General features: G+C 62.3%; 23 protein-coding genes. 8 read left to right on the top strand and 15 right to left on the bottom strand.

All coding sequences use genetic code 11. The annotated features are described in order from the left end of the window. Nucleotides 1-2: 2 nt before the first annotated feature. The 3 genes from FRZ40_RS23410 (at nucleotide 3) to FRZ40_RS23400 (ending at nucleotide 2,580) form a co-directional block, all read left to right on the top strand. The gene (locus tag FRZ40_RS23410; protein ID WP_147235744.1) at nucleotides 3-833 is read left to right on the top strand and encodes an amidohydrolase family protein; all 831 of its coding nucleotides are present in this window, start codon (nucleotides 3-5) and stop codon (nucleotides 831-833) included. A 97-nt stretch (nucleotides 834-930) separates the two neighbouring features. After that, nucleotides 931-1,674: an SDR family oxidoreductase gene (locus tag FRZ40_RS23405; protein WP_147235743.1), complete on the top strand. Its 744-nt coding sequence runs from the start codon at nucleotides 931-933 to the stop codon at nucleotides 1,672-1,674. Between the two features lie 57 nt (nucleotides 1,675-1,731). Next, nucleotides 1,732-2,580 carry an ureidoglycolate lyase gene (locus tag FRZ40_RS23400; protein WP_147235742.1) on the top strand — a complete coding sequence of 283 codons (849 nt, stop codon included), beginning with the start codon at nucleotides 1,732-1,734 and terminating at the stop codon, nucleotides 2,578-2,580. A gap of 773 nt (nucleotides 2,581-3,353) precedes the next feature. Here the strand turns inward: FRZ40_RS23400 and FRZ40_RS23395 are convergent. From FRZ40_RS23395 to FRZ40_RS23375, 5 genes are all read right to left on the bottom strand, one after another. Further along, nucleotides 3,354-4,307, bottom strand: a complete 954-nt coding sequence (locus FRZ40_RS23395) for an IS5 family transposase (RefSeq protein WP_147233913.1) — start codon at nucleotides 4,305-4,307, stop codon at nucleotides 3,354-3,356. A 253-nt stretch (nucleotides 4,308-4,560) separates the two neighbouring features. Further along, nucleotides 4,561-7,572: an FAD-binding and (Fe-S)-binding domain-containing protein gene (locus FRZ40_RS23390; RefSeq protein ID WP_147235741.1), complete on the bottom strand. Its 3,012-nt coding sequence runs from the start codon at nucleotides 7,570-7,572 to the stop codon at nucleotides 4,561-4,563. Between the two features lie 34 nt (nucleotides 7,573-7,606). Beyond that, nucleotides 7,607-8,350 carry a 2-keto-4-pentenoate hydratase gene (locus tag FRZ40_RS23385; protein WP_147235740.1) on the bottom strand — a complete coding sequence of 248 codons (744 nt, stop codon included), beginning with the start codon at nucleotides 8,348-8,350 and terminating at the stop codon, nucleotides 7,607-7,609. Nucleotides 8,351-8,373: 23 nt separating this feature from the next. Continuing rightward, nucleotides 8,374-9,660, bottom strand: a complete 1,287-nt coding sequence (locus FRZ40_RS23380) for an MFS transporter (protein ID WP_147235739.1) — start codon at nucleotides 9,658-9,660, stop codon at nucleotides 8,374-8,376. A gap of 251 nt (nucleotides 9,661-9,911) precedes the next feature. Next, nucleotides 9,912-11,132, bottom strand: a complete 1,221-nt coding sequence (locus tag FRZ40_RS23375) for a pyridoxal-phosphate-dependent aminotransferase family protein (protein WP_028366901.1) — start codon at nucleotides 11,130-11,132, stop codon at nucleotides 9,912-9,914. Nucleotides 11,133-11,274: 142 nt separating this feature from the next. Here FRZ40_RS23375 and FRZ40_RS23370 point away from each other — a divergent pair, with 142 nt between their 5' ends. The 3 genes from FRZ40_RS23370 to FRZ40_RS23360 all read left to right on the top strand — a co-directional run bounded on the left by FRZ40_RS23370 (nucleotide 11,275) and on the right by FRZ40_RS23360 (nucleotide 13,010). Then, on the top strand, nucleotides 11,275-12,000 hold the full coding sequence (locus tag FRZ40_RS23370) for a GntR family transcriptional regulator (protein ID WP_147235738.1): 726 nt from the start codon (nucleotides 11,275-11,277) through the stop codon (nucleotides 11,998-12,000). Between the two features lie 234 nt (nucleotides 12,001-12,234). Beyond that, complete coding sequence (locus tag FRZ40_RS23365; RefSeq protein WP_147235737.1) at nucleotides 12,235-12,717, top strand: DUF2778 domain-containing protein; 483 nt, start codon at nucleotides 12,235-12,237, stop codon at nucleotides 12,715-12,717. Continuing rightward, complete coding sequence (locus FRZ40_RS23360) at nucleotides 12,714-13,010, top strand: hypothetical protein (protein ID WP_035541989.1); 297 nt, start codon at nucleotides 12,714-12,716, stop codon at nucleotides 13,008-13,010. The genes FRZ40_RS23365 and FRZ40_RS23360 overlap by 4 nt, the downstream gene beginning before the upstream one ends. A gap of 77 nt (nucleotides 13,011-13,087) precedes the next feature. On the opposite strand, the gene FRZ40_RS23355 is transcribed toward FRZ40_RS23360, so the two are convergent. The 5 genes from FRZ40_RS23355 to FRZ40_RS44100 form a co-directional block, all read right to left on the bottom strand. Then, nucleotides 13,088-14,431 carry an MFS transporter gene (locus FRZ40_RS23355; RefSeq protein WP_147235736.1) on the bottom strand — a complete coding sequence of 448 codons (1,344 nt, stop codon included), beginning with the start codon at nucleotides 14,429-14,431 and terminating at the stop codon, nucleotides 13,088-13,090. A gap of 67 nt (nucleotides 14,432-14,498) precedes the next feature. Further along, nucleotides 14,499-15,446, bottom strand: coding sequence for a hydroxymethylglutaryl-CoA lyase (locus tag FRZ40_RS23350; protein WP_147235735.1), 948 nt, complete (start codon nucleotides 15,444-15,446; stop codon nucleotides 14,499-14,501). After that, nucleotides 15,443-16,636 carry a CaiB/BaiF CoA transferase family protein gene (locus FRZ40_RS23345; RefSeq protein ID WP_147235734.1) on the bottom strand — a complete coding sequence of 398 codons (1,194 nt, stop codon included), beginning with the start codon at nucleotides 16,634-16,636 and terminating at the stop codon, nucleotides 15,443-15,445. Before FRZ40_RS23345 ends, FRZ40_RS23350 begins: the two co-directional genes overlap by 4 nt. 110 nt (nucleotides 16,637-16,746) lie before the next feature. After that, nucleotides 16,747-17,673 carry a LysR family transcriptional regulator gene (locus FRZ40_RS23340; RefSeq protein ID WP_028366895.1) on the bottom strand — a complete coding sequence of 309 codons (927 nt, stop codon included), beginning with the start codon at nucleotides 17,671-17,673 and terminating at the stop codon, nucleotides 16,747-16,749. A gap of 64 nt (nucleotides 17,674-17,737) precedes the next feature. Next, complete coding sequence (locus tag FRZ40_RS44100; protein WP_155995540.1) at nucleotides 17,738-17,881, bottom strand: hypothetical protein; 144 nt, start codon at nucleotides 17,879-17,881, stop codon at nucleotides 17,738-17,740. Nucleotides 17,882-18,041: 160 nt separating this feature from the next. On the opposite strand from FRZ40_RS44100, the gene FRZ40_RS23335 reads away from it, so the two are divergent. Together FRZ40_RS23335 and FRZ40_RS23330 are read left to right on the top strand one after the other, a co-directional pair. Then, entirely contained in the window at nucleotides 18,042-19,001 is a 960-nt protein-coding gene (locus FRZ40_RS23335) for a GlxA family transcriptional regulator (RefSeq protein ID WP_147235733.1), read from the top strand. An 80-nt stretch (nucleotides 19,002-19,081) separates the two neighbouring features. Continuing rightward, nucleotides 19,082-19,831, top strand: coding sequence for an SDR family oxidoreductase (locus tag FRZ40_RS23330; RefSeq protein WP_147235732.1), 750 nt, complete (start codon nucleotides 19,082-19,084; stop codon nucleotides 19,829-19,831). Nucleotides 19,832-20,111: 280 nt separating this feature from the next. Here the strand turns inward: FRZ40_RS23330 and FRZ40_RS23325 are convergent, their stop codons facing one another. From FRZ40_RS23325 to FRZ40_RS23305, 5 genes are read right to left on the bottom strand one after another with little or no spacing between them, the layout of a single operon-like run. Then, nucleotides 20,112-21,515 (bottom strand): MFS transporter, encoded by a 1,404-nt coding sequence (locus tag FRZ40_RS23325; RefSeq protein ID WP_028366892.1) that lies wholly within the window; start codon nucleotides 21,513-21,515, stop codon nucleotides 20,112-20,114. A 25-nt stretch (nucleotides 21,516-21,540) separates the two neighbouring features. Next, complete coding sequence (locus FRZ40_RS23320; RefSeq protein WP_147235731.1) at nucleotides 21,541-22,797, bottom strand: NAD(P)/FAD-dependent oxidoreductase; 1,257 nt, start codon at nucleotides 22,795-22,797, stop codon at nucleotides 21,541-21,543. Continuing rightward, the gene (locus FRZ40_RS23315; RefSeq protein ID WP_028366890.1) at nucleotides 22,790-23,755 is read right to left on the bottom strand and encodes a VOC family protein; all 966 of its coding nucleotides are present in this window, start codon (nucleotides 23,753-23,755) and stop codon (nucleotides 22,790-22,792) included. The genes FRZ40_RS23320 and FRZ40_RS23315 overlap by 8 nt, the downstream gene beginning before the upstream one ends. 13 nt (nucleotides 23,756-23,768) lie before the next feature. Then, entirely contained in the window at nucleotides 23,769-25,265 is a 1,497-nt protein-coding gene (locus FRZ40_RS23310) for an aldehyde dehydrogenase (protein ID WP_147235730.1), read from the bottom strand. Between the two features lie 27 nt (nucleotides 25,266-25,292). After that, a complete protein-coding gene (locus FRZ40_RS23305; protein ID WP_147235729.1) occupies nucleotides 25,293-26,102 on the bottom strand; it encodes an aspartate dehydrogenase in 810 nt (269 codons plus the stop codon). Between the last annotated feature and the right edge of the window lie 24 nt (nucleotides 26,103-26,126).

Genomic DNA, 26,126 nt, shown 5'->3' with positions numbered 1-26,126 from the left:
TCATGCAAATCGATGCACACCAGCACTACTGGAACCCCGAGCGTGGCGACTACGGCTGGCTGACGCCGGATCTCGCACCGCTCTACCGCACGTTCGGTCCCGACGATCTCACGCCGCTGCGCGAACGCGCGGGCGTCGCGCGCACGGTTGTCGTGCAGGCCGCGCCGACCATCGACGAAACACGCTATCTGCTCGAACTCGCACGCAATGAAGCGTCGATTGCGGGCGTCGTCGGCTGGGTGCCGATGCTCGATCCCGATGCGCCCGCATTGATCGCAGAACTCGCGCACATGCCGAAATTCAAGGGCGTTCGGCCGATGCTGCAAGACCTGCCCGATGACGAGTGGATCGCAAATCCCGCACTCAAGCCGGCCGTCGATGCATTGATCGCCAACGATCTCGCGTTCGATGCGCTGATTTTCACGCGCCACGTCGATGCGCTCGAAACGTTTATCGAGCGCTTTCCACCGTTGCGCATCGTGATCGACCACGGCGCGAAGCCGCCTGTCCGCGACGGCAGCGCAGGCTGGCATGCGTGGGCCGAGGGCATCACGCGGCTCGCGAAGCATCCGTATGTGCACTGCAAGATCTCCGGGCTCGCGACGGAAGCGGCGCAGGGCTGGACGGAAACGACGCTGCGTCCTTATGTCGATCATCTGCTCGCCGCATTCGGACCGAAGCGCGTGATGTGGGGCAGCGACTGGCCCGTGCTGAATCTGAACGGCGACTATCTGCTGTGGCATTCGATCGCGACGTTGCTGCTGTCGTCGCTCTCCGATGCCGAGCGCGATGCGGTATTCGGCGGCAATGCGGCGGCGTTCTATCGCCTGTGACCGGTTTGTGACTACATCGAGATTTCCACGTTCGCGCCGGTGAGCAGCCGTTGCAATACCCGGTATGACCAAAACGCCAATCCAACGGGAGCCTTAAATGGTACAAAGACTGGCCGGGAAGACGGCCCTGATCACGGCAGCGGGACAGGGCATCGGCCTCGCGACAGCCGAGCTTTTCGCGCGTGAAGGCGCGCGCGTCATCGCGACCGACATCCGCATCGACGCACTGAAGGACAAGCCCGTCGAGGCGCGCAAGCTCGATGTGCTCGACGGCGCGGCGATCAAGGGGCTCGCGCAGGAACTTGGCCCCATCGATGTGCTGTTCAATTGCGCGGGCTACGTGCATGCGGGTTCGATTCTCGAAGCGAGCGAGGAAGACTGGGACTTTGCGTTCGATCTGAACGCGAAGGCGATGTACCGGATGATCCGCGTGTTCTTGCCCGCGATGCTGGAGAAGGGCGGCGGGTCGATCATCAATATGTCGTCGGCGGCGTCGAGCGTGAAGGGCGTGCCGAACCGCTTCGTGTATGGCGCATCGAAAGCGGCTGTGATCGGTCTGACCAAGGCCGTCGCCGCTGACTTCGTGACGCGCGGCGTGCGCTGCAACGCGATCTGTCCGGGCACGGTACACTCGCCTTCGCTCGAACAGCGCATTGCGGAACAGGCGAAAGCGCAAGGCTCGACGGTCGACGCGGTGCATGCCGCGTTCGTCGCGCGTCAGCCGATGGGCCGTGTCGGCAAGCCGGAGGAAATCGCGGCGCTAGCGTTGTATCTGGCGTCCGACGAGTCGGCGTTCACGACGGGCCAGGCGCATGTGATCGACGGCGGCTGGTCGAACTGAACGCGCGGCATCGACATTCATGAACCACGGAATCACTGAACAGAGGAAACTGCAGCGATGAAACTGCTTCGTTATGGACCGAAGGGCCAGGAAAAGCCGGGCTTGCTGGATGCGCAAGGCAAGATTCGCGATCTGTCGAACGTGGTCGCCGACATCGACGGCAGCACGTTGTCGGACGCGGCGCTCGCGAAGCTTCGTGCCGTCGATCAGGCGTCGCTGCCCGTGGTCGAAGGCAATCCGCGTATTGGGCCGTGCGTGGGCAAGATCGGCAAGTTCGTGTGCATCGGTTTGAACTACGCGGACCACGCGGCCGAATCGAATCTGCCTGTGCCGACCGAGCCTGTCGTCTTCAACAAGTGGACGAGTGCGATCGTCGGTCCGAACGACGGCATTGAAATTCCGCGCGGCTCGAAGAAGACCGATTGGGAAGTCGAGCTGGGCGTGGTGATCGGCAAGGAAGCGAAGTACGTCGACGAAGCTGATGCGCTCGATTACGTCGCGGGCTATTGCGTGATCAACGATGTGTCCGAGCGCGAATGGCAGATCGAGCGCGCGGGTCAGTGGGACAAGGGCAAGGGCTTCGATACGTTCGGCCCGATCGGTCCGTGGGTCGTCACGCGTGATGAAGTGGCCGATGTCCAGAACCTGAAGATGTGGCTCGAGGTGGATGGTCATCGGTATCAGAATGGCAGCACGAAGACGATGGTGTTCGGCGTTGCCAAGCTGGTTTCGTATCTGTCGCAGTGTATGAGTTTGCAGCCAGGCGATGTGATTTCTACCGGCACGCCGCCGGGAGTGGGGATGGGTGTTAAACCTGAGCCGGTTTATCTGAAGGCTGGGCAGACCGTGAAGCTCGGGATTGAGGGGCTTGGGGAGCAGGCGCAGAAGACTTACTCTGCGGAGTGATTTTTCTGTCTGCGACGCTAGTCGCCATTTTTTGCTTTTTGATTTTTGGTTTTTGCTGCGCTGGCATCCGCGTTTGCGTAGCGGTTTGCTAGCGTTGCCCCTGTGCGGGGCGGCACCTACTTTTCTTTGCAGCGGCAAAGAAAAGTAGGCAAAAGAAAGCCGCTCACCCCGCCAATCCTTGTATTTGCCTGCGGGCCCCCCACGGGTCCCGCACTTCAGGCGGCATCACGCTATTTGTCGATGGTTGCCAGCGCCTCTAACAAGCGCCTCACCCTCTCCAATCTCTCATAGCACAGCCAGCGGCAGCGATCCGTCTGCGCGGCCCAGGTGGCAAACGGTGTGTAGGTCCTCGCACCTTACGCGTTCGCGCTTCTACGACACCGATCCCGCTTTTCAGTCCGGAGTGGTGCATTTCCGTCGCGACAGCCTACACACCGTTTGCCACCTGGGCGGCCGTGGACTTCCTGGTAACGCGGTCCGTGACGCGGGCATGCGAAGCGGGTGAGGCGTGAGTTAGCACGCTGGCAACGGACGTAAGACAGTGCGATGCCGTGTGGAGTGCGGGACCCGTGGGGGGCCCGCAGGCAGCCACTAGTACTGGCGGTGTTAGCCCGCTTTCTTTGCTTAGGAAGGTCTGAACAACCCGTTTTCTGCCTGGGATCTTTAACTGGCACGCGCGCAGTGGAATTCGCGTCCTCATTCACGCTGTGTTGAACCGATGCCGGTCGCATCTTGCGCATGGACGCTGCGCCTTTGGGGGGCGTCTTCGCCCTTCATTTCGCTTTACCGAGCACCCCGCGAGCCAGCCAGAGATTGATCAGCGCGAACTGCGTTTCGATCTGCGCCGTGTTTTTCGCCAGTCCCCGATACCGCGCCTTCAGATAGCCGAACTGACATTTGAGCACCCGAAACGGGTGCTCAACCTTCGCCCGCACGCCCGCCTTGAGCCGCTCGACTTTCTCGTAGATTCTGTCCAGCCGCTTGCTTTTGTCCAGCTTTCTTCGCTTGCTCGGCCTCATCGCCACGTGCCACTGGACCGCCCCCGTTTCGCCCCGCTTCTCGATGCCCACGTAGCCCGCATCGGCAAACGCAACCTGCTCGTCGCCGTGCAACAGTTCATGCGCCACCGTGACGTCGTGAACATTCGCCGGCGTGCACTTCACGGTATGCACCAGCCCCGACTCCACATCGACTCCGATGTGCGCCTTCATACCGAAGTACCAGCTACCGCCCTTTTGCGTCTGGCTCATCTCGGGGTCTCGCGTGCCAGCCTTCTTCGTCGAACTGGGTGCCGAAATCAGCGTTGCGTCGACCGCCGAGCCCACCTTGAGCATCAGGCCCTTCGCCTGCAGGATCTCGTTGACCGTCGCCAGCATTCTGGCCGACAGCTCATGGGCCTCAAGCAGGTGCCGGAATCGCAGGATCGTGCTCTCGTCAGGCAGCCGCGTCATACCCGTGCCCAGCAGCGCGAACTCCCGGTACAGCGGGATGTCGTGCAGCGCCTCCTCCATCGCCGGGTCCGAGAGACTGAACCATTGTTGCAGGAAGTGAATGCGAAGCATCGTCTGGATCGGAAACGGCGGGCGGCCAGTCTTGCCTTTCGGATAGTGCGGTTCGATGAGCGCAATCAGCTTCTGCCACGGCACCACGCGCGTCATCTCATCGAGAAACTCGCGCTTACGGGTGCGCTTCGTCGACAGATCCAGACCAAGACCAAGTTGTGTCATCACGCCACTCCATGAATTCTCCTGATCCCAGGATAGTCCAAGCTCACGTCAATGCCAGGACTTTTGCAGAGATTCCCTTACTTTCTTTGCGGCGGCAAAGAAAGTAAGTGCCGCCCCGCACAGGGGCAACGCCTGAAGCACCGATACGAAACCGCGGATGCCAGCGAAAGCCAAACCGCGGATGCCAGCGCAGCAAAAAGCAAAAAAACAAAAAAGCAAAGAATGGCGACTAGCGTCGCAGACAACAAAACCCTTATTTCAAAGCGCCAGCCAACACCTTAGCTACATGCACAGCCTGAACCCCAGCCCCGTCGTGAATCTGATGACGACAACTCGTTCCGTCGGCCACCATCACAGTACCCGCCTCGATCTTCCGCACTGCAGGCAACAAAGACAACTCGGCCATCGCCATTGAAGCCTCGTAATGCTCAGCCTCGTACCCGAAGCTCCCCGCCATGCCGCAGCATGAAGACTCAACCGTCGACACCTTCAACCCAGGAATCCACTTCAAAACAGTCTGGACAGGCGAGAACGCATCGAATGCTTTCTGATGACAATGCCCATGCACCAGCGCCTGGTCAGCACCATCAAGCGGCTTCAACTCGAGCTTAAGCCGACCATCCCTATGCTCGCGCACGAGAAACTCCTCGAACAACATTGCAAGCTTCGACAAACGCTCGGCCTCTTCCCCAAAGCCATACTGCAAAAACTCATCGCGCAACGACAACAGACACGAAGGCTCCAGCCCGACAACAGGCACACCACGTTCGATAAACGGACGAAACGCATCGAGCATCCGGCGCGCCTCGCGCCTCGCTTCATCCACCAGGCCTGCTGCAAGGAATGTTCTTCCACAGCAAAGCGGACGTTCACCTGCGCGCGTGTTGAAGTGCACGGTGTAACCCGCCGCTTCGAGCACCCGTTGCGCGGCACGCGCATTCTCCGGCTCGATGCAGTTATTGAACGTATCGACAAATAGCAGCACTTCCTTTTGCGTGTCTGCTGCCCCCGAAGAAGCAGCCTTGACAGAATCACTGCCCAGAAACGGCTTGACGAACCGCGGCAGCGAACGCTGCGGCGCAAAGCCCAGCGCACGCTTGATCCACGGCAGATTGCCCGCGAACGCGAACACACCCGGCATGCTCGTCGCAATAGACGCATAGCGCGGCATGAACGCAATCATCTTTTCTCGCAAGCGCAGGCCATGCTTTTGCACCCATGCGGCACGCGCCTCGATCTTGAACTTCGCCATGTCGATGCCCGTCGGGCAATCGCGCTTGCAGCCCTTGCACGAAACACACAAGTCGAGCGTATCCTTCACGTCCTGGCTCGCGAGTCCTTCATCGCCAAGCTGACCCGACAAAGCAAGCCGCAATGTATTCGCACGTCCGCGCGTCACGTGCTGCTCGTCCTTCGTCACGCGATAACTCGGGCACATCGTGCCTGCATCGAACTTGCGGCAATGGCCGTTGTTATTGCACATCTCGACGGCCTTCGCGAGACCGCCCGCCAGATCGCTGCCCGTCCCCGGCGCGGTCTCGACGCCCGTCATCGGATCGCGTTCGACATTCCACATCGACCAGTCGAGCGCCGGCTTCAGCGCACGCGCCTCGTAACCGGGCGCGAAACGGAAGTTGCGCGCGTCGTCCATCTTCGGCGGACGCACGATCTTGTCCGGGTTCATCCGGTTGTCCGGATCGAATAGCGCCTTGATCTCGCTGAACGCGCCGTTGATGCGCGGACCATATTGCCACGCGACCCATTCGCCGCGACACAGGCCGTCGCCGTGCTCGCCCGAATAGGCGCCCTTGTACTCGCGCACCAGCGCCGCCGCTTCTTCGGCAATCGCACGCATCTTCGTCGCGCCGTCGCGGCGCATGTCGAGAATGGGCCGCACGTGCAGCGTGCCGACGCTCGCGTGCGCGTACCACGTGCCTTCCGTGCCATTGCGATGAAACACTTCCGTCAGGCGGCTTGTGTATTCCGCAAGATGTTCGAGCGGCACCGCGCAGTCTTCGATGAACGACACCGGCTTGCCGTCGCCCTTCATGCTCATCATGATGTTCAGGCCGGCCTTGCGCACTTCCCACAGCGCCTTCTGTTCGGCGGCATCGGGCATCTGCACGACGGAATCGGGCAGGCCGAGATCGGCCATCAGTTCCGTCAGTTGCTTGAGCGATGCACGCTGCTCGCCGCTGTTCTCGCCCGCAAATTCGACGAGCAGAATCGCTTCGGGCCTGCCGGCCAGCGCCTTCTCGATCACCGGCCGGAATGCCGGATTGCTCATCGCGAGATCGATCATCGTGCGATCGACCAGTTCGACAGCAACGGGCTTGAGCTTGACGATGTGCTGCGTCAGATCCATCGCCTGCCAGAAGGTCGGAAAGTTCACCACGCCGAGTGTCTTGTGCGCGGGCAACGGCGCGAGCTTCAGCGTCAGCTGGCGGCTGAACGCGAGCGTGCCTTCGGAGCCGACCAGCAGATGCGAAAGGTTCGCGAAGCCATCGTCGGTGTAGGCACGCGGGTTCTGACAATCGAACAGATCGATGTTGTAGCCCGCCACGCGGCGCAATACCTTCGGCACCTGCGCGACGATCTCATCGCGCTCGCGCAGCGCAATCGCCTTCACGCCTTCGACTATCTGCTGCAGGCGCACGCCCTGCGGCGCGTCGCGCAGGGAAGCAAAATGCGCCTGCGTGCCGTCCGCGAGAATCGCGTCGATCGCCTCGACGTTGTGAACCATGTTGCCGTATTCGATCGAACGCGAACCGCACGAGTTATTGCCCGCCATCCCGCCGATCGTGCATTGCGCTGCCGTCGATACATCCACGGGGAACCACAAGCCATGCGGCTTCAGCCACGCGTTCAGATGATCGAGCACGATGCCGGGCTCGACCGTCACCGTGCGCTTGTCCTTGTCGAAATCGATGACCTGATTGAGCCACTTGCTCGTATCGATCACGAGCGCTTCACCGACTGTCTGCCCGCACTGGCTCGAGCCCGCACCGCGCGCGAGCAGCGGCACGTTCTCGCTGCGCGCAATGTCGAGCGCGATCAGCAGATCGTCCTGATCGCGCGGTACGGCCACGCCGATCGGCATGATCTGATAGATCGACGCATCCGTCGAATAGCGCCCGCGGCTCGCCGCGTCGAACAGCACATCGCCGCGCAATTCCTTGCGCAGCCGGTTCGCGAGCGGCGTACTCATGCGTGCCGCCGAGGGCACGAGATGAATCGGTTTGACGAGCAAGGTGGAGTTCGACATGTGCTTCAATCCACAAAACGGCTTGAAAACAGGACTATTCGAGCGTAACGCTGACGGGTGCCAGCCCGTCGATCTGTCCGTGCGCGGTGCCCGCATCCTGCGGGAAGAACATGCCCGTATACGAACCTGTCGTGAGGATCATATCGGGCGTCACGGCAATCCGATGATGTTGCGTGCAGTGATTGACAAGCCACGTCAGCAGACGCCGCGGATCGCCGCACGGGTTCGCAGGCGTTGCCTTCACCACGTCCTGCCCGTCGAAAGCAAAGCTCAGTGACGGCGCGACGAACGGAAAATCGCGCCGATACGGCGTGAACTCGCCGACGATCAACGCACCGTGATTCTGCAAATCCGCGAGTTGCGCGAGCTTGTCGACGTTGGGCCACTGCGCAAAGCGGCTCGCAACGATTTCGATGGTCGCGGCCATCGACTCGATTGCATCGAGCACCTCGACTTCATGCCAGGCGTTCGCGGCAGGCTCGAAGCTGCGCCCGAAGCGAAACGCGATTTCCAGTTCGAGGCCGAGCGGCTTGTAATGCGCGCGCGGCAGATGCGCGCCATCCGCATGCAAATCGGTCAAAGGCAGGGGCGCGCCCTGAATCGCACCATCGGCGGATTTCGCGCCTGTTTTCCAGCCGCCGATGCGCGCGCCGCGCGTCGCCAGCAACGCGTGCTGGATCGCATACGCGGCGCTCATATCGGCGGGAATGAGTTCGGGAGAAAGCGACGCGAGCGTCGTGTGATCGGCGCGCGCGTCGGCAAGTTGTCGGATCAGCATAGTCGGTCAAACGTTGGCGAAGTTCACGCATTGAAGCGCGTGGCGGGTTGTGCAGCCGGCTCTGCGCCGACCGCGAAACGGCTTTCGGGTTGCATGCGGAATGCGAGCACGACGCCGATCGCCATCAGCAGCATGCTGCCCGCGAAAGGCAATTCCCAACTGCCGAACGTGTCGATCAGATAGCCCGACAGCACAGGGGAAATGATCGCCGCGAGCGCCGAGCCCGTGTTCATCATGCCGCTCGCGGTGCCTGAGTATTCCGGCGCGATGTCCATCGGAATGGCCCACATCGGGCCGATCGTCATCTCGGCGAAGAAGAAGCCGGCCGACAGACACACCATCGATACATACAGGTTGTGCGTGAGCATCAGCGGCACCAGCGACGCGAGCGTCAGCAGCATGCAGATCGACACCATCCAGCTGCGCGCGCGCTTGAGGTTGCCTGTGCGTTCGAAGACCTTGTCCGTAACGATGCCGCCCAGCGTATCGCCGATCACGCCCGCGAAAAACACCGCCGAAGCGAATACCGCCGACTTCTTCAGATCGAGGTGATAGCTATGCAGGAAGTATTGCGGAATCCAGCTGAGGAACAGCCACAACGTCCAGCCATAGCAGAAGTACACGATGGTCACGGGCGCCATGCGTTTGAACAGCGCTTTCCACGGCAATTTTGCAGCTTTTGCTTTAGGCGCGGGCAACATGTCGAGTTCGGCCTGCGTGATGCGGCGATGCTCTTTCGGATGTTCGGTGAACGTCATCGCCCACACGACGACCCACAGCAGACTGAACGCACCGCAGATATAGAACGATTCACGCCAGCCCCATGTCGTCATGACGAGCACGATCACGCCAGGTGCAACAGCATTGCCGATGCGCGCCGCCGCGTGCGTGATGCCCTGCGCGAAGCCGCGCTTTTCTTTCGCGACCCAGCGCGACATCGCTGCCGTCGCGGCGGGAAACGTCGCGCCTTCGCCGAAGCCGAGCAGCACGCGTGCGAAGAGCAGCGAAGCGAGGCCGCCCGCGAAGCCCGTCAACAGCGTGGCGAAGGCCCAGATCGCGCCGCACGCTATCAGCGTCCGCTTCGCGCCGAAGCGGTCGCTCACCCAGCCGCCGATAATCTGAAACACCAGATACGGATACGCAAAGGCCGAGAACACGAGGCCGATTTCCGTATGCGAAAGATGAAACTCCTTGCCGAAGCCCGCTGCCGCCGTGCTGACGTTCACGCGGTCAAGGTAAGTGATGAAGTACATGATGCATAGCATCAGTAGAACGATACTGGTCGCACTGGTTACACGAAACCGCTTCATCGTCTGTCTCCGTTGCTAGCGGACGGCTTGTTCACGCGGCGTGTTCGGCCTTCATGCCGCGCGAGCCGCCGTCTGCAGGGTCTGCCGTTGGCGTTGGTCGCGTTTGTGGTTCGCTTGCGTCTTTGTCTTTCTGTTCGTTGCGATGCGTCGCGCTGGCCGGGCGCGCGGGTGTTTCGAAGATCACTGCGTTAGCGACGAAGGAAGCAACGTGTCGCCGTTTGCGCTTCCTTCGTCGTCTGGATATCGGCAGCTCAGGCAGCTGCTTTGAGTTTCGGTGTGTTCGGTTGCGACATCAGGTACTCCATCGCCGCGGGCAAGCCGCTTGCGGCAACGGGAACACCCGCTATCTGCAGGCCCATTTCGACGCCGGCAAGCGTGGCCATCAGCGTGAGATCGTTGCAGTCGCCGAGATGCCCGATGCGGAACATGCGTCCCTTCATCTTGCCAAGGCCCGTGCCGAGCGACATGTCGAAGCGTTCGTAGATGACCTTGCGCACCGCATCGGCATCGATGCCATCAGGCATCATCACGCCCGTCAGCACCGGGCTATAAACCGACGGATCGTCGCATTGAATCGCGAGCCCCCACGCGCGCACTGCGCGCCGGCACGCTTCGGCCAGGCGGTCGTGACGCGCGAACACGTTGTCGAGACCTTCGCCGAGAATCATGTCGAGCGCTTCCGACAGGCCGTACAGCAGATTCGTGTTCGGCGTGTACGGCCAGTAGCCGCTCTTGTTCATTTCGATGATTTCGGTCCAGTCCCAGAACGCGCGCGGCAGCTTCGCGTGCTTGCCCGCTTCGATCGCCTTCGGCGACACGGCGTTGAAGCTGATACCGGGTGGCAACATCAAGCCCTTCTGCGAGCCGGACACCGTGACGTCGACGCCCCATTCATCGTGACGATAATCGGCGCAGGCAAGGCCCGAAATCGTGTCGACGAGCAGCAGCGCCGGATGCCCCGCGGCGTCGATCGCACGACGCACGGCGGCGATGTCGGACGTGACGCCCGTCGAGGTTTCGTTATGCACGACGCAGACGGCCTTGATCGCGTGCTGCGTGTCTTCGCGCAGGCGCGCTTCGATCATTTGCGGCTGCACGCCGCGCCGCCAGCCTTCGATGCCGGGCAAACCGAGGAACTCCGGTTTCAGGCCGAGGTTCTCGGCCATCTTCTTCCACAGCGTCGCGAAGTGACCCGTCTCGAACATCAGGACGTGATCGCCCGGGCTCAGCGTATTGGACAGCGCGGCTTCCCAGGCGCCCGTGCCCGACGCGGGATAGATCACAACCGGCTGCTGCGTCTTGAAGATCTTCTTGATGCCGTCCAGCACTTTCAGGCCCAGCGCGCCGAACTCCGGGCCGCGATGGTCGATGGTCGGATAGCTCATCGCCCGCAAGATGCGGTCGGGCACCGGGCTCGGACCCGGAATCTGCAAAAAGTGGCGGCCTGCGGGATGAAAGTCGAGCTTCAGCATCGGTCGATCTCCTCGATTGAATTTTGCATGCAAAAAACTATAACAAACGATTCATGACAATCCCAAGGCGGTGTTTACCCTCGCAATACGCTCAAGATTGCTTGCTTTAAAATCGGTACAAATCGTGCTGGAGGATTTTTGTATGCAAAATTCGGACATTGATGCGGGTCTGACACCGCCTCCCCTGATGCCGAAGGTCGAACGCCAGCGTTTGCACGACACGGTGGTCGAACACATCCGGCGCTTCATCGTCGAAGGCGTGCTGGAGCCCGGCAAGAAACTGAACGAACGCGAGTTGTGCGAGACGCTGGGCATTTCGCGTACGCCGTTGCGCGAGGCGCTCAAGGTCCTCGCGGCGGAAGGGCTGATCGAGATCGAGCCGAATCGCGGTGCGTCGGTGTCGAAGATGTCGGAAGCGGAGATGCGCGAGACGTTCGAACTGATGAGCGGCCTTGAAGCATTTTCAGGCGAACTCGCGGCAGAGCGCATGACGGCCGCCGAACTCACCGAGATCAAGGCGCTGCACTACGCGATGCTCGCGTGCCGCACGCAGAACGATCTGGCCGGGTACTACAGCCGCAACCAGGCGATTCACGACAAGATCAATGAAGCCGCGCGGAACTCGGCGCTGCGGCAGACGTATATCGCGGTGAACCGCAGGTTGCAGGCGCTGCGTTTTCGTTCGAACTTTCAGATGCCGAAGTGGGACAGCGCGATTCACGATCACGATGAGATGCTCAAGGCGCTGGAAGCGCGCGATGGAAAGCGGTTGAGCACGATCTTGCGTCAGCATCTGCTCGACAAGCGCGACGCGGTGTTGCAGATACAGTCGCGGGAGGATGCGGCGGCGGCGAAGTTAAAGGCTTGAATCAAGGCCTGAAATGAAAAACGCACGGCTCGATGCCGTGCGTTTTTTTCATCCGGTCATGAATGACGTGATTCGAGCGCCGATGACAAATCTTGACATCGCACGGACGACTCCGGCCGATCATCAGGGCGGGACTTAACCAGATCCACGCAACGACAGTTCTCAAGCGGCGCGCATACAGGTTTCCTGGCGCGTGTTTGTAGCGTGGACTTTGATCCGACCGGGAGGTTCACGATGCCAGTACGCTGCACTTTCACTTTAAACAGCAAGGAGAGGTCGGAGCTTTGGTGCTCCGGATTCGGGACTGTCACAGCCTATTCAGGCAAGACATGGGGACGCGATAACCCAGAAGCAACGGCCAGCGAAAATGTCGGTCCGCTTCCGACGGGGACGTACTATATCGTCGACCGGCAATCGGGCGGAGCATTTGGTTGGGCGCGCGATCTGTGGTCCGAATACGGCTGGGGTACAACCGATCGCACGAAATGGTTTGCTCTATGGAACCCGAATACCGGCGACACAACCATGATTCACGGCATCAGACGTGGTGCATTCCGCCTCCATCCAGAAGGACAAATGCGTCTCAGCGAAGGCTGCATTACCGTGGTCAGCCGTTTCGACTTCGACAACTTGCAACGATATCTCCGCTCCCGCAGGCCAGATACGCCAGTTCCCAATAGCGGGCTGCGCGCTTACGGCACGGTCGAAGTTCGATGAAGCGAGCTATTCAGCGTCTGACTTTTGCGCTCTCGTTTATAGCGGCTTCAGTTGTCGGCGGTTGGTGGCTCGGCCGACTCACTTCATCGCTTTCATTCGAGATGCCACTTTGGCTCGAGTCCACAATCAAGGCCGGGATGCGCCTGGCCGGAGCGACCGATCCGCTTGACCCAGAAGACATAGAGACCTTTGGGCTATTCGCGTTGTTCTTTGCGTACTGCATCGCTGTTGCAACCGTGCTGGCAATAGCGCTGCTTCTATTGCGGCAACATCCAGGCAGGCGGCGGCAATAAAGCTCAGGATGCGCCTGAAATGAAAAACGCACGGCTCGATGCCGTGCGTTTTTTTCATCCGTTAAAGCACGAACCCATCACACCCCGGCTCGCCCCGTATGATCCTTCTGCCGCAACGACTGCGGCAAGCCGTAGAGAATGATCAACGCGCAAATCAGGCTCAACCCGCCGATCACATACAACGCAGGCGTCGTGCTGCCCGTCACGTCGCGCACGCGGCCCACCATCACCGGGCTCACGATGCCTCCCAACTGCCCCAGCGTATTGATCAGCGCGATACCGCCCGCAGCGCCCGCACCCGACACGAGCTTCGGCGGCAATGCCCAGAACGCGGGAATCGACGCGATCACGCCCGCGCCCAGCACGGCCAGAGCCACAACGAGCATCACCGTCTGCTTGTCGAAGTAGCCCGCGGCGAAGAAGCCGATCGCGGCCATCACGAGCAGCACGCTCACGAACTTGCGGCGCTCACCCGTCGCATCCGACAAACGCCCCACGACGACCATGCAGATCGCGCCGCAGATATACGGCACGGCCGTCAGCAGACCGATGATCGTCGGGTTTTGCGTACCCGCGCTGCGGATCAGATGCGGCGCCCAGAAGTTGAGGCCATACGAAGCGATCTGGATGAGGAAATAGATCAGACCGAGCGTCAGGAAGCCAGGCGTGCGGATCGCGCCGAGCAGCGAATGACCGTGCGTCGTCGGTTGCGCCTGTTGAGCGATCTGGCTCGACAGATAGGTCTTCTCCGAAGCCGACAGCCAGCCCGCGTCTTCGATGCGATCCTTCAGCACCTTGAGCACGAGAATGCCGAGCACGATGCACGGCAGACCGCCGAGCATGAAGAGCCAATGCCAGCCGCGAATGCCGAACACTCCGTCCATCTGACCGAGCACGAGACCCGACAGCGGCGCGCCGACAAGGCCTGAGAACGCCGAGGCAAGAAACAGCAGCGATGTGATGCGCCCGCGATGGCTCGCCGGAAACCACAGCGTCAGATAGTAGAGCACGCCTGGCGCAAAACCCGCTTCCATTGCACCGATCAGAAAGCGCAAGCCATAGAACTGCCATTCGTTCTGCACGAACACCATCGCGGCCGTCGCGAGACCCCACGAAATCATGATCCGCGCAATCCACTTACGCGCGCCAACCTTGTACAGCAGCATATTGCTGGGCACTTCGAACAGCACGTAGCCGATCACGAAGAGACTCGCGCCGAGGCCATATGCCGTATCCGAGAAGCCGAGGTCGGTTTGCAGCTGGAACTTCGCGAAGCTGATGTTGATGCGGTCGAAGAAAGCGAACAGGTAGCAGATCATGATGAGCGGCATCAGCCGCCACGCGACCTTCTTGATGATGTCGGCGGTTGCCGATAGCTTGTCATCGCGGCCGTCCGCCGCGACTGCGCCCGGTGTGCTCATGTTGTGTCTCCTTTGCCAGTCGATTTCGCCGGCTGGTCATGTGATGTAGTTGTCGAAGGGAATGCGCTCAGATACTGCGTACGTAATCGGGCACGGGATGCACGTCGCAATTGCGGCCGGCTTTCATCAACTGGCCCGGCACGTCGTGACCCAGCAGCGCGGGCAAGGTGCGCGACAGCGCGATCAGCTTCTGCAGATCGACGCCCGTCGGAATGCCCATTTCGTCGCACATGTTGACGAGATCTTCCGTGCAGATGTTGCCCGACGCCCCGGGCGCGAAAGGACAGCCGCCCAGTCCGCACAGCGCCGCGTCGAAGCGGCGCGCGCCCACTTCATAAGCGGCCAGCACGTTCGCGAGACCCAGGCCGCGCGTGTTGTGGAAGTGCAGCGTGAGTGCATCGGCGGGCACGCGTTGCAGCACGCGCGCGACCAGGCGCGCGACCTGACGCGGATTCGCCATGCCTGTCGTATCGGCGAGCGTAATGCCATCGATGCCCATCTCGCGGTACGTATCGACGATCGACACCACGCGGTCTTCATCGATCTCGCCTTCGAACGGACAACCGAACGCTGTCGCCACCGTCGCATTCAGCGACGCGGTGAAATGCCGCGCGAGCCGCACGATATCGCCGAATGCATCGAGCGACGACTCGCAACTCATGCGCATGTTCGCGCGGTTGTGCGTCTGGCTCGCCGACATCACGAGGTTCAGCTCGTCGGCGCGCGCATTCAACGCGCGCTCCGCGCCCTTCACGTTCGGCACGAGCGCGACGAAGATCACGCCTTCGCGACGCTGGATCTGCGTGAACACGGCTTCGCCATCGCGCAGTGCGGGAATCGCTTTCGGCGACACGAACGAGCCCGCCTCGATGCGCGCGAAGCCCGCCGTCGACAGCTGATCGATCAACGCGACCTTGTCGGCCGTTTCGACCCATGCCGGTTCGATCTGCAAGCCGTCACGCGGCGCGACTTCCTGCACGATCAGCCTGTCGAAATGTTCCTGTTCAAAGTTCATTGCACGGCTCCTTCGCGGCGCAGCCGCTCGATTTCGCTTTGCTCGTAGCCGAGACCGGCCAGCACGCTCGACGTATGCTCGCCGAGCGCCGGACCTTGCCAGCGCACTTCGCCCGGCGTCTCCGACAGCTTCGGCACGATGCCCGGCATCTTCACCGATGCACCGCCCGGCAAATCGGCGTTCAGCAACATCTCGCGCGCCTGATAGTGCGGATCGGCGACGATGTCGGCGACCGAGTAGATGCGGCCCGACGGCACTTCGGCGCGTTCGAGCGCGGCGAGCACCTCGTCGATCGAATGATGCGAAGTCCATGCGGTGATCGCGGCATCGAGCATCGCCGACTGCGCGACGCGGCCATCGTTGCGCGCGAGCGCGGGATCGTCGGCGAGATCGGGCCGGCCGATCACCTGCATCAGCCGCTTGAAGATCGGATCGCTGTTGCCCGCGATCACGACGAAGCCGCCGTCTTCCGTGCGATACGTGTTCGACGGCGCAATGCCCGGCAGCGCGCCGCCGCTGCGCTCGCGCACGTGGCCGAGCAGATCGTATTCGGGCACGAGGCTTTCCATCAGGTTGAACACGCTCTCGACAAGCGATACGTCGACGATCTGCCCGTCGCCCTGCCCCGTCTTCACGCGCAGCACCGACATCAACGCGCCGATCACGCCATGCAGCGACGCGAGAGAATCGCCAAGGCTCACGCCGACGCGCGCGGGCGCGCCATCGACATCGCCCGTCGTGTAGCGGATGCCGCCCATCGCTTCGCCGATCGCACCGAAGCCGGGACGATCGCGATACGGGCCCGTCTGGCCGTAGCCGGAAATGCGGACCATCGTGAGTTTGGGGTTGATGGCGTGCAACACGTCCCACCCGAGGCCGAGCTTTTCGAGCGCGCCGGGGCGGAGATTTTCGATGACGATGTCGGCGTCGGCGGCCAGACGCTTGACGACGTCCGCGCCTTCCTGCGACTTGAGATTCACGCAGATCGATTTCTTGTTGCGCGATTGCAGATACCACCAGAGCGAGGTGCCTTCATGCAGCTTGCGCCATTTGCGCAGCGGGTCGCCCGTTTCGGGTGCTTCGATCTTGATGACTTCGGCGCCGAACTCGGCGAGCAGGCGCGCGGCGAACGGCGCTGCGATCAGCGTGCCGATTTCGACGACGCGAATACCCTGCAACGGACCACTCATGATGCTGTCTCCAATCTGAATTCATGTTGGAGACAAGGTTAGAAGCGACGCCGCCAAAGCGTCCAACCGCATTTCGCCAACGACCGTTCGCGATCCGCGAACGCTCGCCGCTAAGCCTTGCCGGACAAGGCTTCCACGGTGCGCAAATGATCGAACAGCAGCCGCGCGACGGGCGAAAGACGCGCCGAATCGCGCGTCACGATGATGAGATCGCGCTCGGCCCATTCGTCTTCGAGCGCAACGGAAACAAGGCCTAAAGGGCGCCCCATGATCCGATAGACGTTGACGGGCAGCACGCCGACGCCCATGCCCGCCTGCACCATCCGGCAGACGGCATCGAAGCCGGGCACGTGGATGCGCAGCTTGAGCGGCTTGCCCGCCTGGCGCGCGGCCGTGTGCGTGCGCGCGTTGATCGAACTGGCCGAATGCAGGCCGACGTGATCGCTGTCGAGCGTCTCTTCGAATGCCACGCTTTCACGCGCGGCGAGGGGATGATCGTCGCGCATCACGACACACAGCGCGTCGTGCCGGTAGTGCGTCACTTCGAGACCGCGCGCGTCCGCTTCGCCCGAACAGATGCCGAGATCGGCGAGACTGTCGGCGACGGCTTCGACCACGCCGCCGCTCGGCCGCTCTTCGAGATCGATCTTCACGAGATCGTTGACGGCGAGAAAAGCTCGCAAGTCTTCCGGCAGGAATTCGACGATCGCGGACAGGTTCGCCATCATCCGCACATAGCCGCGCACGCCGCTCGCATGGCCAGCGAGTTCGATACCGATGTTCTCGATGCCGCGCATCACGCGGCGCGCGTGATGCAGCAGCGTTTCGCCCGCGGGCGTAAGCGTCATGCCGCGCGCGTTGCGCTGAAAGAGCGTCGCGTTGACGGCCTGTTCCAGTTCGAGCAGCCGCTTGCTGGCCGCCGACACGGCGATGGCCTCGCGTTCCGCGGCGCGCGTCAGCGTGCCTTCCTCATAGACGGCGATGAACAGTTGCAGCGTCGTGAGGTCGAGGCGGCGGAGCAGATTCTTCAGGACCATGACGGACAATCGATGCATTGACTAGCATCATATTGTGCCGCGAGCGCGCCGCGAGCGCTCGCGATCAGTCGAAACACAACTGCGCAATGGGATCGCTGGCCGGGAAAGTGTCCATCAGCGCCTCGTCCATCAGGCGCTCGTGATGCGCGGAATGCGCGTCGTGTACCTTGGCATCGGCCTTACAGGCAGATTTGCTATCCTGTTCCATCCTGGGTTCCTCCTGCGAGCGAGGTTGTCGATACGGGGTGTCGATGGCTTCAGTATTGGTTGTGCGGTCTGCGCGTTCAACCTGCGCGCACGGGCGGAACCTGCCAACCATACGTCGTCTGCTGCCGTTTTCCCTGACACGTCGTCTGCGAGGTCATTGAATGCCGAGCGTTGCCATCGCGATCTTTCCGGGCGTCCAGGCGCTGGATGTCGCCGGTCCTCTCGATGTTTTCGCGGAAGCGAACCTGTTCATCGACGGCAACGACCGTTATGAAGTGACATTGCTCGCCGCCGACAATGCGCCGTTGCGCGCATCGAACGGCATCAAGTTCGTCCCCGACGAAACCTTCGACGACAAGCGCAGCCCGTTTGATCTCGCGCTGATCGCAGGCGGTCCGGCGTTACCGGAGAGCGTTCCCGACGCGCGCCTCACGGCCTGGCTCGCGAATGTCGCATCGCAATGCGAGCGCTACGGCTCGATCTGCACGGGGGCGTTTGCGCTCGGTCACGCTGGCCTGCTCGACGATCGCAACGTCACGACGCACTGGCAGCACGCGCAGCAACTCGCGACGCAGTTCCCGAAAGCGCGCGTCGATTTCGACCGTATCTATCTGCGCGACGAGCGGCTCGTGACGTCGGCAGGCGTGACGGCGGGCATCGATCTCGCGCTTGCGCTCGTCACCGAGGATCACGGTCCGCAAACGGCATTGAAGGTGGCCAAACGCCTTGTGGTGTTTTCGCAGCGCCAGGGCGGCCAGTCGCAGTTCAGCCCTTATCTGACGGCGCCCGCCGATGAAACCTCGCCGGTTGCAAAGGTGCAGACGCATGTGATGGACAACATCCGGCAGAACTTCACCGTGGCGCAGCTCGCCGATGTTGCGGGCATGAGCGCGCGCAATTTTGCACGCATCTTCGTGCAGGAGACGGGCGTGACGCCGCATGAGTTCGTCGAGCGCGCGCGGATGGATGCGGCGCGCAAGCTGCTCGAAAGCAGCGGCGCGGCGCTCAAGGCGATTGCCTACGATTGCGGCTTCGGCACAGCCGACCGCATGCGAATCGTGTTTTCGAAGCGTATCGGCGCGACGCCGAACCAGTATCGCGAGCGCTTCCGGCACGCGTGAGCGCAAGCGCCTGCACGCGTCGACCGTACGTGACAAAATGATTGGCTGATCAACGTCCTTCGCACTTTGTGCACATCGACATGAACGCTACCACTTCCGTTCGCGCCATCGTCACGGGTCATACGCGTGGCCTGGGCGCGGCGCTCGCAGAACAGTTACTTGCGCAAGGCATCGCCGTGCTGGGTATTTCGCGCTCGCGCAATGCAACACTCGCCAGCCGTGCGGGCTTCGATCAGGTCGAAGTCGATCTGTCCGACGCGGAACGTCTCACGCAATTCATCGCAGGCGATACGTTGCGCAACTTCCTCAAGGGCGCGCAAACCGCGTTGCTGTTCAACAATGCGGGGATGGTGCAGCCGATCGGTCCCGTCGAGGGGCAAGACGTTGCAGCCATCGCGCAAGCCGTGACGCTGAACGTGTCGGCGCCGTTGATGCTGGCTAGTGCATTCGCTGCCGCGAGCCCGGATGCGAGCGACCGGCGTATCGTTCATATATCCAGCGGTGCCGCGCGCCATCCGTATTCGGGCTGGAGCATCTACTGCGCGACGAAGGCCGCGCTCGATCATCACGCGCGCTCCGTCGCGCTCGATCAGAACCGCGCGCTGCGCATCTGCAGCGTCGCGCCGGGTGTGGTCGATACGAATATGCAAGCTGAGATTCGCGGCACGGAACTGGGCAAGTTTCCGATGCGCGAGAAATTCGAAGAGCTGAAGCGCAGCGGCAAGCTGTCGACGCCGGAAGAGTCGGCGGCGAAGCTGGTCGATTATGTGTTGAGCGAGACGTTTGGAGCGGTGGCGACGGCGGATGTGAGGGAGTTGCCGCAGACATAGCAGCCTCACCCGCACGCGAAGTCCCGAAAAGACTCACCTTTGGACGACGCAGCTGGATTCGACACTTGCATTAGCGAGTTGTCGGGCGTCGTCACGGTAACGAAACTACCTTGCAACAAGGGTTTTTTTCACGCTCAACTCTATAGGCCACAACGCTTGCGGTGCGAAATCAAGCACCGCATCGCTCACTCCCGAAAACCCTCACCTAAAAACAACCTGGGCCACGACGCGCAGCAACGCGCATCGTGGCCCAGCCTTCAACCCGGCAGAAGATGGAGCCTCAAGCCTCCAGCTGCTCCAGCACCTTCCCCTTCGTCTCGATCCCAAGAAACTGCACCACCAGCGCGGCGAGGAACGGCACGACGGCCAGCAGATAGAACGCCACATCCAGATTGCCGCCCATCATCGTCTTCGACACGAGCGTCGGCGCGAAGATCGCCGCGAGCTTCAGCCATGCGCCGCCGACACCGCATCCAAACGCCCGGATACTCGTCGGATACAGCTCCGGCGTGTACACATAGGCCGTGATGAAGCCGCACGCGAGCCAGCCAAGTGCAAACGCACAGCACGTCGCAACCACGTACACGGACGCGTTATGGAACACGCCCGCCAGCGCCAGCGACAACGCGCACAACATGAACGACCAGTTGATGATCGGCTTGCGGCCCACCTTGTCGACAAGCATCGCGCACAGCAGCGAACCGAGCACGCCGAGCACCGATGCTGCGACGGCCAGATTCAGCGCCAGTTGCAACGGCGCGTGATACACCGTGCGATAAATCGTCGGCAGCCACGTCGACAGACCGTACTGGATCACGCCACACGTCATCCACAGCATCGCGACAGCCGCCGAGCGCTTCCAGTAAGCCTTGCCGAACAGATCGCTCATCTTGCGCTTCGGGTGACGCGCAGCCATTGACTCGAAGCTCGCAGGATCGCCCATCGGCGGCAACGTGCCCTTCGCGGTGCGCTCGAAAGCGTGAACGGCATCAGCGGCTTCGTTCATGCGGCCACGTTCGGCGAGCCAGCGCGGCGATTCGGGCACGAGCTTGCGCAGCACGAAGAACAGGATCAACGGCACGCCGCCGATGAAATACATCGCTTCCCAGCCGAAACGCGGCACGATCCACGCGCCGAGCGCATTCGATGCAAGCAATCCAACCGGGAACACGATCTCGTACAGCAGCACGAAACGCCCACGGCCATGCGCGCGGCAGATTTCGTTGATGTACGTCGCGGCCACCGGCAACTCGCCGCCGAGGCCGATGCCCTGCACGATCCGCAGCACGAAAAACACCGCAAACGTAGGTGCAAAACCGCACGCAATGCTCGTGACGCCGATCAGTCCCGAACTCAGCGCAATCGCCTTCACGCGGCCATGACGCTCCGCGTACCACGGAAACAGAAACGCGCCGATCAACTGTCCGACCGAACTTGCGCCGATCAGCAACGCAATGTCCCACGGCGTCAGATGCCATTTGCCGATCAGGATCGGCAGCGTCGCGGCGATCGCGATGACATCGAAGCCATCGAAGAACGTCGCGAGTCCAATCAGAATCCGCGCGCGCACCAGCATCGCGTTCGCGGGCAATCGTTCGAGCCGCGCAATGATCGATCCGCGCGTCGCGGGACCGGAGACACCGGCGCTGCTCTGTGCCTCAAACGTGTTGTCGATAGTACTCATGCGTCGTCTCCGCCCCGTACTGTGGTTATGCAAGCGCCTTGTCGGCGTCGGCCAGAGCCGCAACATCGACTGTGCGTCCCTGAGTCATCCATTTGCGCGCGAGCTTGAGGTCGCGCGGTGTGTTGATCGCGATCACGCCGCGCACGCCGCCGTCCGCGACATGAAAGAGCGTCGCCCGGCGCGCGCTGACGTCGCCGCGCACGACAAGCTGCGCGTCGGCGGGAATGTCGCCGAGAATCTGCAGATTCACGTCGTACTGATCGGACCAGAACCACGGAATTTCCGCATACGGCTCGAACTGGCCAAGCGCTGCCTTCGCGACAACGATCGCCTGGTTCTGTGCGTTCGCCCACGATTCGAGCCGCACGCGGCGCTTCAGCCACGCGCTCGGATGATTGGCCACGTCGCCGCACGCGAAGATGCGCGGGTCGCTCGTCACGCCGTGTTCGTCGACGACGATGCCGTCGTTCACGGGCAAACCCGCTGCTTCCGCCAGCGACGTATGCGGCGTGAGACCGATGCCTGCGACCGCGAAATCGGCGTCGAGCGTCGTGCCATCGGCGAGCGTTGCCCGCACTTTGCCTGCGTCGTCAGGGTGCGTGTCGAGCGACGTCAGCGCAGCGTTCAGACGCACGTCCACGCCATTCGCGCGATGCAATTCGAGCAGGAAGTCCGACACGGCCGGCGGCACCGAACGCGCGCACAGACGCGGCGCGCCTTCCACCACCGTCGCCGCAACACCGAGCTTGCGTGCCGTCGCCGCGACTTCGAGGCCGATCCAGCCGCCGCCGATCACGAGCACATGTTGGCTTTTTCGCAGACGCTCGCCGAGCGCCGACGCTTCATCCAGCGTGCGCAGATACGCGATGTGATCCGTCTTCACGAGCGATGCGGGCAGCTTGCGCGCGGCACCGCCCGTCGCGATCACGAGCCGGTCGTACTGCACCTCGCGGCCCGACTGCGTGCGCACGATGCGTCGCTCGCGATCGATCTCCACGGCAACGTCCGGTTGCCACGCTTCCACTGCGAGCGAAGCGAAATCGTCGGTTGCGAAGAGGCGCACGGTGTCGATGCCGGCATCGCCGGACAGCACCGCTTTCGATAGCGGAGGACGCTCATACGGCAGATGGATTTCATCCGCGATCATCACCAGACGGCCTTCGAAACCCGTCTTGCGCAGCGTCTTCACGACCCAGCCCGCAGCCTGGCCGCCGCCGATCACGACGATGGTTTGCGGCGTCTCCGTCGCGCTCGCGCTTGCGTTGATAGAAGCGTCAGTCATGTTTGCGCTCCGTCATGAACTTGCCTTCCGGCGCCTTCGCATTCGTTTGACGGCGCGTGTTGCCGTCGATACCGCCATCGATTGCCCATTCGGCAAACACGGTCGGACCCGGTTCGAAATCGCGCGGCTGCCACTCGGGCGTCAGCTGGTCTTCGTCCGCGTAGTACTCGATCAAACCGCCCGCCGGATTCTGGAAGTACCAGAAGTACGCCGACGAAACTGGATGACGTCCCGGTCCGAGCTGCGTTTCCCAGCCACAGCGATTGATATGCATGCCGCCGCCGAACACTTCGTGAATGTCGCGCACGGTGAACGCGACGTGATTCAACCCGCGTTTGCCCGTCGGCAGCTGCAACAGGAAGAGATCGTGATGGCCGCCGTGCGGCGCGCAGCGCATGAACGCACCGCGGCCCGGATAACGGTCGGACGTCTCGAAGCCGAGCCGCTCGTGATAGAACTTCTCCTGCTCCGCCAGAACGTTCGTGAAAAACACGACGTGGCCCACTTCGACGGGTTCGGCGCGTTCATAGACGGGACTCGGCGTATCGACGCGCAGCGTCTGGCCCCACACGTTCGACGGCGAACCGTGCACGTCGACGGCGCGCTTGCGCGTCACTTCGATACGGATCGCCATCCCGTTCGGATCGATGCAGCCAACGGCATCGTCGTTCGAGTAATAGCCCTGTGCGCCCTTCAGGCTCTCGCGATACCTGTCGAGATCGGCGACAGCCGCCACGCCCCACGTCACTTCGCGCAGCGTCGGACCTTCTTCGAAGGCAGGCGGCAGCGATGCGTCATTCGCCAGCACAGCCAGCACCGTGCAGCCGTTCAGCGTTTCGAAGCGCGCACGCGTTTCGTCGTGCGCGGTTTCCTTCATGCCCCAGTCGGCGAAAAAGCGCCGACAGGTCTCCAGATCCGTCACACCGTACGTAATCTGTTCAATGCCGAGAATGCTCATGTTGCGTGCCTTTTCAGTTCGCCCACGCGAGCGGGGCGTCGTTCAAGCCCCAGTAGAGGCTCTTTTGCTGCATGTACTCACGAATGCCGACACGGCCTTTTTCGCGGCCCATGCCGCTTTCCTTCCAGCCGGAAAACGGCGTCGAAATCGAGAACAGCTTGTACGTGTTGATCCAGATCGTGCCTGCTTCAAGCGCACGCGCAACGCGCCATGCGCGCTTGTAGTCGCGCGTCCAGATGCCTGCGGCGAGGCCGAACACGCTGTCGTTCGCTTCCTCGATCAGCGACGCTTCGTCGTCGAACGGCATCGCGACGAGTACAGGTCCGAAGATTTCTTCCTGGCAGATGCGCGCGCTGTTCGTGAGGCCTTCGAGAATCGTCGGCTGATAGAAGAAGCCTTGCTCGCGGCCGTTGCCGACAGGCCGCTCGCCGCCGCACAGCAGACGTCCGCCTTCTTCGAGACCGAGCGCCACATAACGCTCGACGCTTTCGCGATGCTTCGCGGTGATCAGCGGACCCATCTGCGTGCTGTCGCTAGCGGGGTCGCCGACGCGCAACTGGCGCGCCTTCTCCGTCAGCCGTTTCATGAACTCGGGATAAATCGAGCGCTGCACGAACAGACGCGAACCGGCGATGCACGCCTCGCCCGACGAGCTGAAGATGCCGTACAGCACGCCGTTCACGGCATGATCGAGATCGGCATCTTCGAAGACCATCGTCGGCGACTTGCCGCCGAGTTCGAGCGACACGGGCATCAACTTGTCCGCTGCGATGCGTGCGATGCCGCGCCCCACTTCCGTGCCCCCGGTGAACGACACTTTCTTCACCAGCGGATGACGCACGAGCACGTCGCCGATCACCGAACCCTTGCCGGGCAGCACGCTCAACACGCCCTTCGGCACGCCCGCTTCCTCGCAGATGCGAGCCAGCGCCAGCGATGCGAGCGGCGTCACTTCAGCGGGCTTCAGCACGACGGCATTGCCTGCCGCCAACGCGGGCGCGAGCTTCTGCGCATCCGATGCAATCGGCGAATTCCACGGCGTGATCGCCGCGATCACGCCAATCGGCTCGTGTACGCTCATCGTCAGATAGTCGCCGCGCGAAGGCGTGACGTCTTCATCGAGCGTTTCGAGGCATGCGGCGAAATAGCGGAACGTGTTCGCCGCGCTGGCCACCAGCACGCGCGTTTCGCTTATCGGCTTGCCGTTGTCGCGGCGTTGCAGTTGCGCGAGCGCGTCGTGCTTCGCCATGATCAGATCGGCGATGCGGTACAGGATGAGCGCGCGCTGATGCGGCTTCAGACCGGACCAGTTCGGCTTGCGCCACGCGACGTCGGCGGCTTCGACGGCTTCGCGTGCGTCGTCGGCATCGGCCGTCGTGATCTCGGCGTTCACCGTTCCATCGGCGGGATAGACGCTCGCGTACAGCGCGCCGCGGCCGCGCTTCCATTCGCCGCCGACGAAAATATCGGCGCTGGGCACGAGAGACGAAATGATGTCGGTATGAGGCATGTCGTACTTCCTTCGCTTCAGGTCACTTCAGATCACACAGCGGGCCGCGCGATTGCGCAGCGCGCGGATCGCGCTGAACGCGGTCAACGCAGAGGTCTTCGGGTTGTCGGGCAGCGGCTTGCCGCTCATCTCGAGCGACATCTCGCCGAATGCGCCGCGCGCGACGATGCGATGCACGTTGCGTGTCACAGCGGGATCGGCGATCAGGCGCACCGTCGTCTGATCGAGACCGAGACCCGCGAGCGCAACTGTCGCCGCGACGTTCGCGTTCTTCGGATAAAGACGCGCCGCTTCGCGCGCGCTGCCTTCGAAAATCACGCGAGCTTCCGTCAGCGCGTGCAGATCGCAGACCTGTTCGGCGGGCGAGTTGAGCCATCCGGTCGGCGGTTTGCGGCCTATGTATTGCACTTCGTCGAGACCGCCGAGCTTCGCGGCAGCGAGCGCGTCGATACCGCCAATCGCTCCCGACAACAGCGTCACGGTTGCGTGGCCTTCGTCGGCGGCTGCGTTCAGTGCGTCGAGCAGCGAGAGATCCGACAGCGCGCCGATCGACGCCACCGCGCAATCCGTGCCCGCCTTCAGCAGCGGCACGACGTGGCTCACGAGCGCGCCATGCCCCGCGCATTCGAGCGCGAACTGCGGACGCGACTTCAGCGCATCGACCGACCACACCACATCCACATTCGGACCGACCTGCTCGCGCACGGCATCGGCCTGATGCTCGGGCACGATCACATGCGACACGTGCACTTGCGGATCGGCGGCGACCGCGCGATACACGGTCTGACCGATTGCGCCGAAGCCGATCATCGCGATGTCGATGGGCGTGTGATTCATGGCTGCTCCGTTCGCGGCGTACGC

The sequence above is a fragment of the Paraburkholderia azotifigens genome (assembly GCF_007995085.1).
Taxonomy (GTDB): domain Bacteria; phylum Pseudomonadota; class Gammaproteobacteria; order Burkholderiales; family Burkholderiaceae; genus Paraburkholderia; species Paraburkholderia azotifigens.
Note: the sequence above shows the minus strand (reverse complement) of the source record. Positions and strands in the feature narration are given on the sequence as shown.

Coding starts and splice junctions, on each gene's coding strand:
- FRZ40_RS23370 (WP_147235738.1), top strand. CDS start 11,275: ATGCAAAATTCGGACATTGATGCGGGTCTGACACCGCCTCCCCTGATG.
- FRZ40_RS23360 (WP_035541989.1), top strand. CDS start 12,714: ATGAAGCGAGCTATTCAGCGTCTGACTTTTGCGCTCTCGTTTATAGCG.
- FRZ40_RS23400 (WP_147235742.1), top strand. CDS start 1,732: ATGAAACTGCTTCGTTATGGACCGAAGGGCCAGGAAAAGCCGGGCTTG.
- FRZ40_RS23385 (WP_147235740.1), bottom strand. CDS start 8,350: ATGCTGATCCGACAACTTGCCGACGCGCGCGCCGATCACACGACGCTC.
- FRZ40_RS23305 (WP_147235729.1), bottom strand. CDS start 26,102: ATGAATCACACGCCCATCGACATCGCGATGATCGGCTTCGGCGCAATC.
- FRZ40_RS23405 (WP_147235743.1), top strand. CDS start 931: ATGGTACAAAGACTGGCCGGGAAGACGGCCCTGATCACGGCAGCGGGA.
- FRZ40_RS23355 (WP_147235736.1), bottom strand. CDS start 14,431: ATGAGCACACCGGGCGCAGTCGCGGCGGACGGCCGCGATGACAAGCTA.
- FRZ40_RS23380 (WP_147235739.1), bottom strand. CDS start 9,660: ATGAAGCGGTTTCGTGTAACCAGTGCGACCAGTATCGTTCTACTGATG.
- FRZ40_RS23320 (WP_147235731.1), bottom strand. CDS start 22,797: ATGACTGACGCTTCTATCAACGCAAGCGCGAGCGCGACGGAGACGCCG.
- FRZ40_RS44100 (WP_155995540.1), bottom strand. CDS start 17,881: ATGGAACAGGATAGCAAATCTGCCTGTAAGGCCGATGCCAAGGTACAC.
- FRZ40_RS23330 (WP_147235732.1), top strand. CDS start 19,082: ATGAACGCTACCACTTCCGTTCGCGCCATCGTCACGGGTCATACGCGT.
- FRZ40_RS23395 (WP_147233913.1), bottom strand. CDS start 4,307: ATGACACAACTTGGTCTTGGTCTGGATCTGTCGACGAAGCGCACCCGT.
- FRZ40_RS23335 (WP_147235733.1), top strand. CDS start 18,042: ATGCCGAGCGTTGCCATCGCGATCTTTCCGGGCGTCCAGGCGCTGGAT.
- FRZ40_RS23310 (WP_147235730.1), bottom strand. CDS start 25,265: ATGCCTCATACCGACATCATTTCGTCTCTCGTGCCCAGCGCCGATATT.
- FRZ40_RS23410 (WP_147235744.1), top strand. CDS start 3: ATGCAAATCGATGCACACCAGCACTACTGGAACCCCGAGCGTGGCGAC.
- FRZ40_RS23350 (WP_147235735.1), bottom strand. CDS start 15,446: ATGAACTTTGAACAGGAACATTTCGACAGGCTGATCGTGCAGGAAGTC.
- FRZ40_RS23375 (WP_028366901.1), bottom strand. CDS start 11,132: ATGCTGAAGCTCGACTTTCATCCCGCAGGCCGCCACTTTTTGCAGATT.
- FRZ40_RS23365 (WP_147235737.1), top strand. CDS start 12,235: ATGCCAGTACGCTGCACTTTCACTTTAAACAGCAAGGAGAGGTCGGAG.
- FRZ40_RS23325 (WP_028366892.1), bottom strand. CDS start 21,515: ATGAGTACTATCGACAACACGTTTGAGGCACAGAGCAGCGCCGGTGTC.
- FRZ40_RS23315 (WP_028366890.1), bottom strand. CDS start 23,755: ATGAGCATTCTCGGCATTGAACAGATTACGTACGGTGTGACGGATCTG.
- FRZ40_RS23345 (WP_147235734.1), bottom strand. CDS start 16,636: ATGAGTGGTCCGTTGCAGGGTATTCGCGTCGTCGAAATCGGCACGCTG.
- FRZ40_RS23340 (WP_028366895.1), bottom strand. CDS start 17,673: ATGGTCCTGAAGAATCTGCTCCGCCGCCTCGACCTCACGACGCTGCAA.
- FRZ40_RS23390 (WP_147235741.1), bottom strand. CDS start 7,572: ATGTCGAACTCCACCTTGCTCGTCAAACCGATTCATCTCGTGCCCTCG.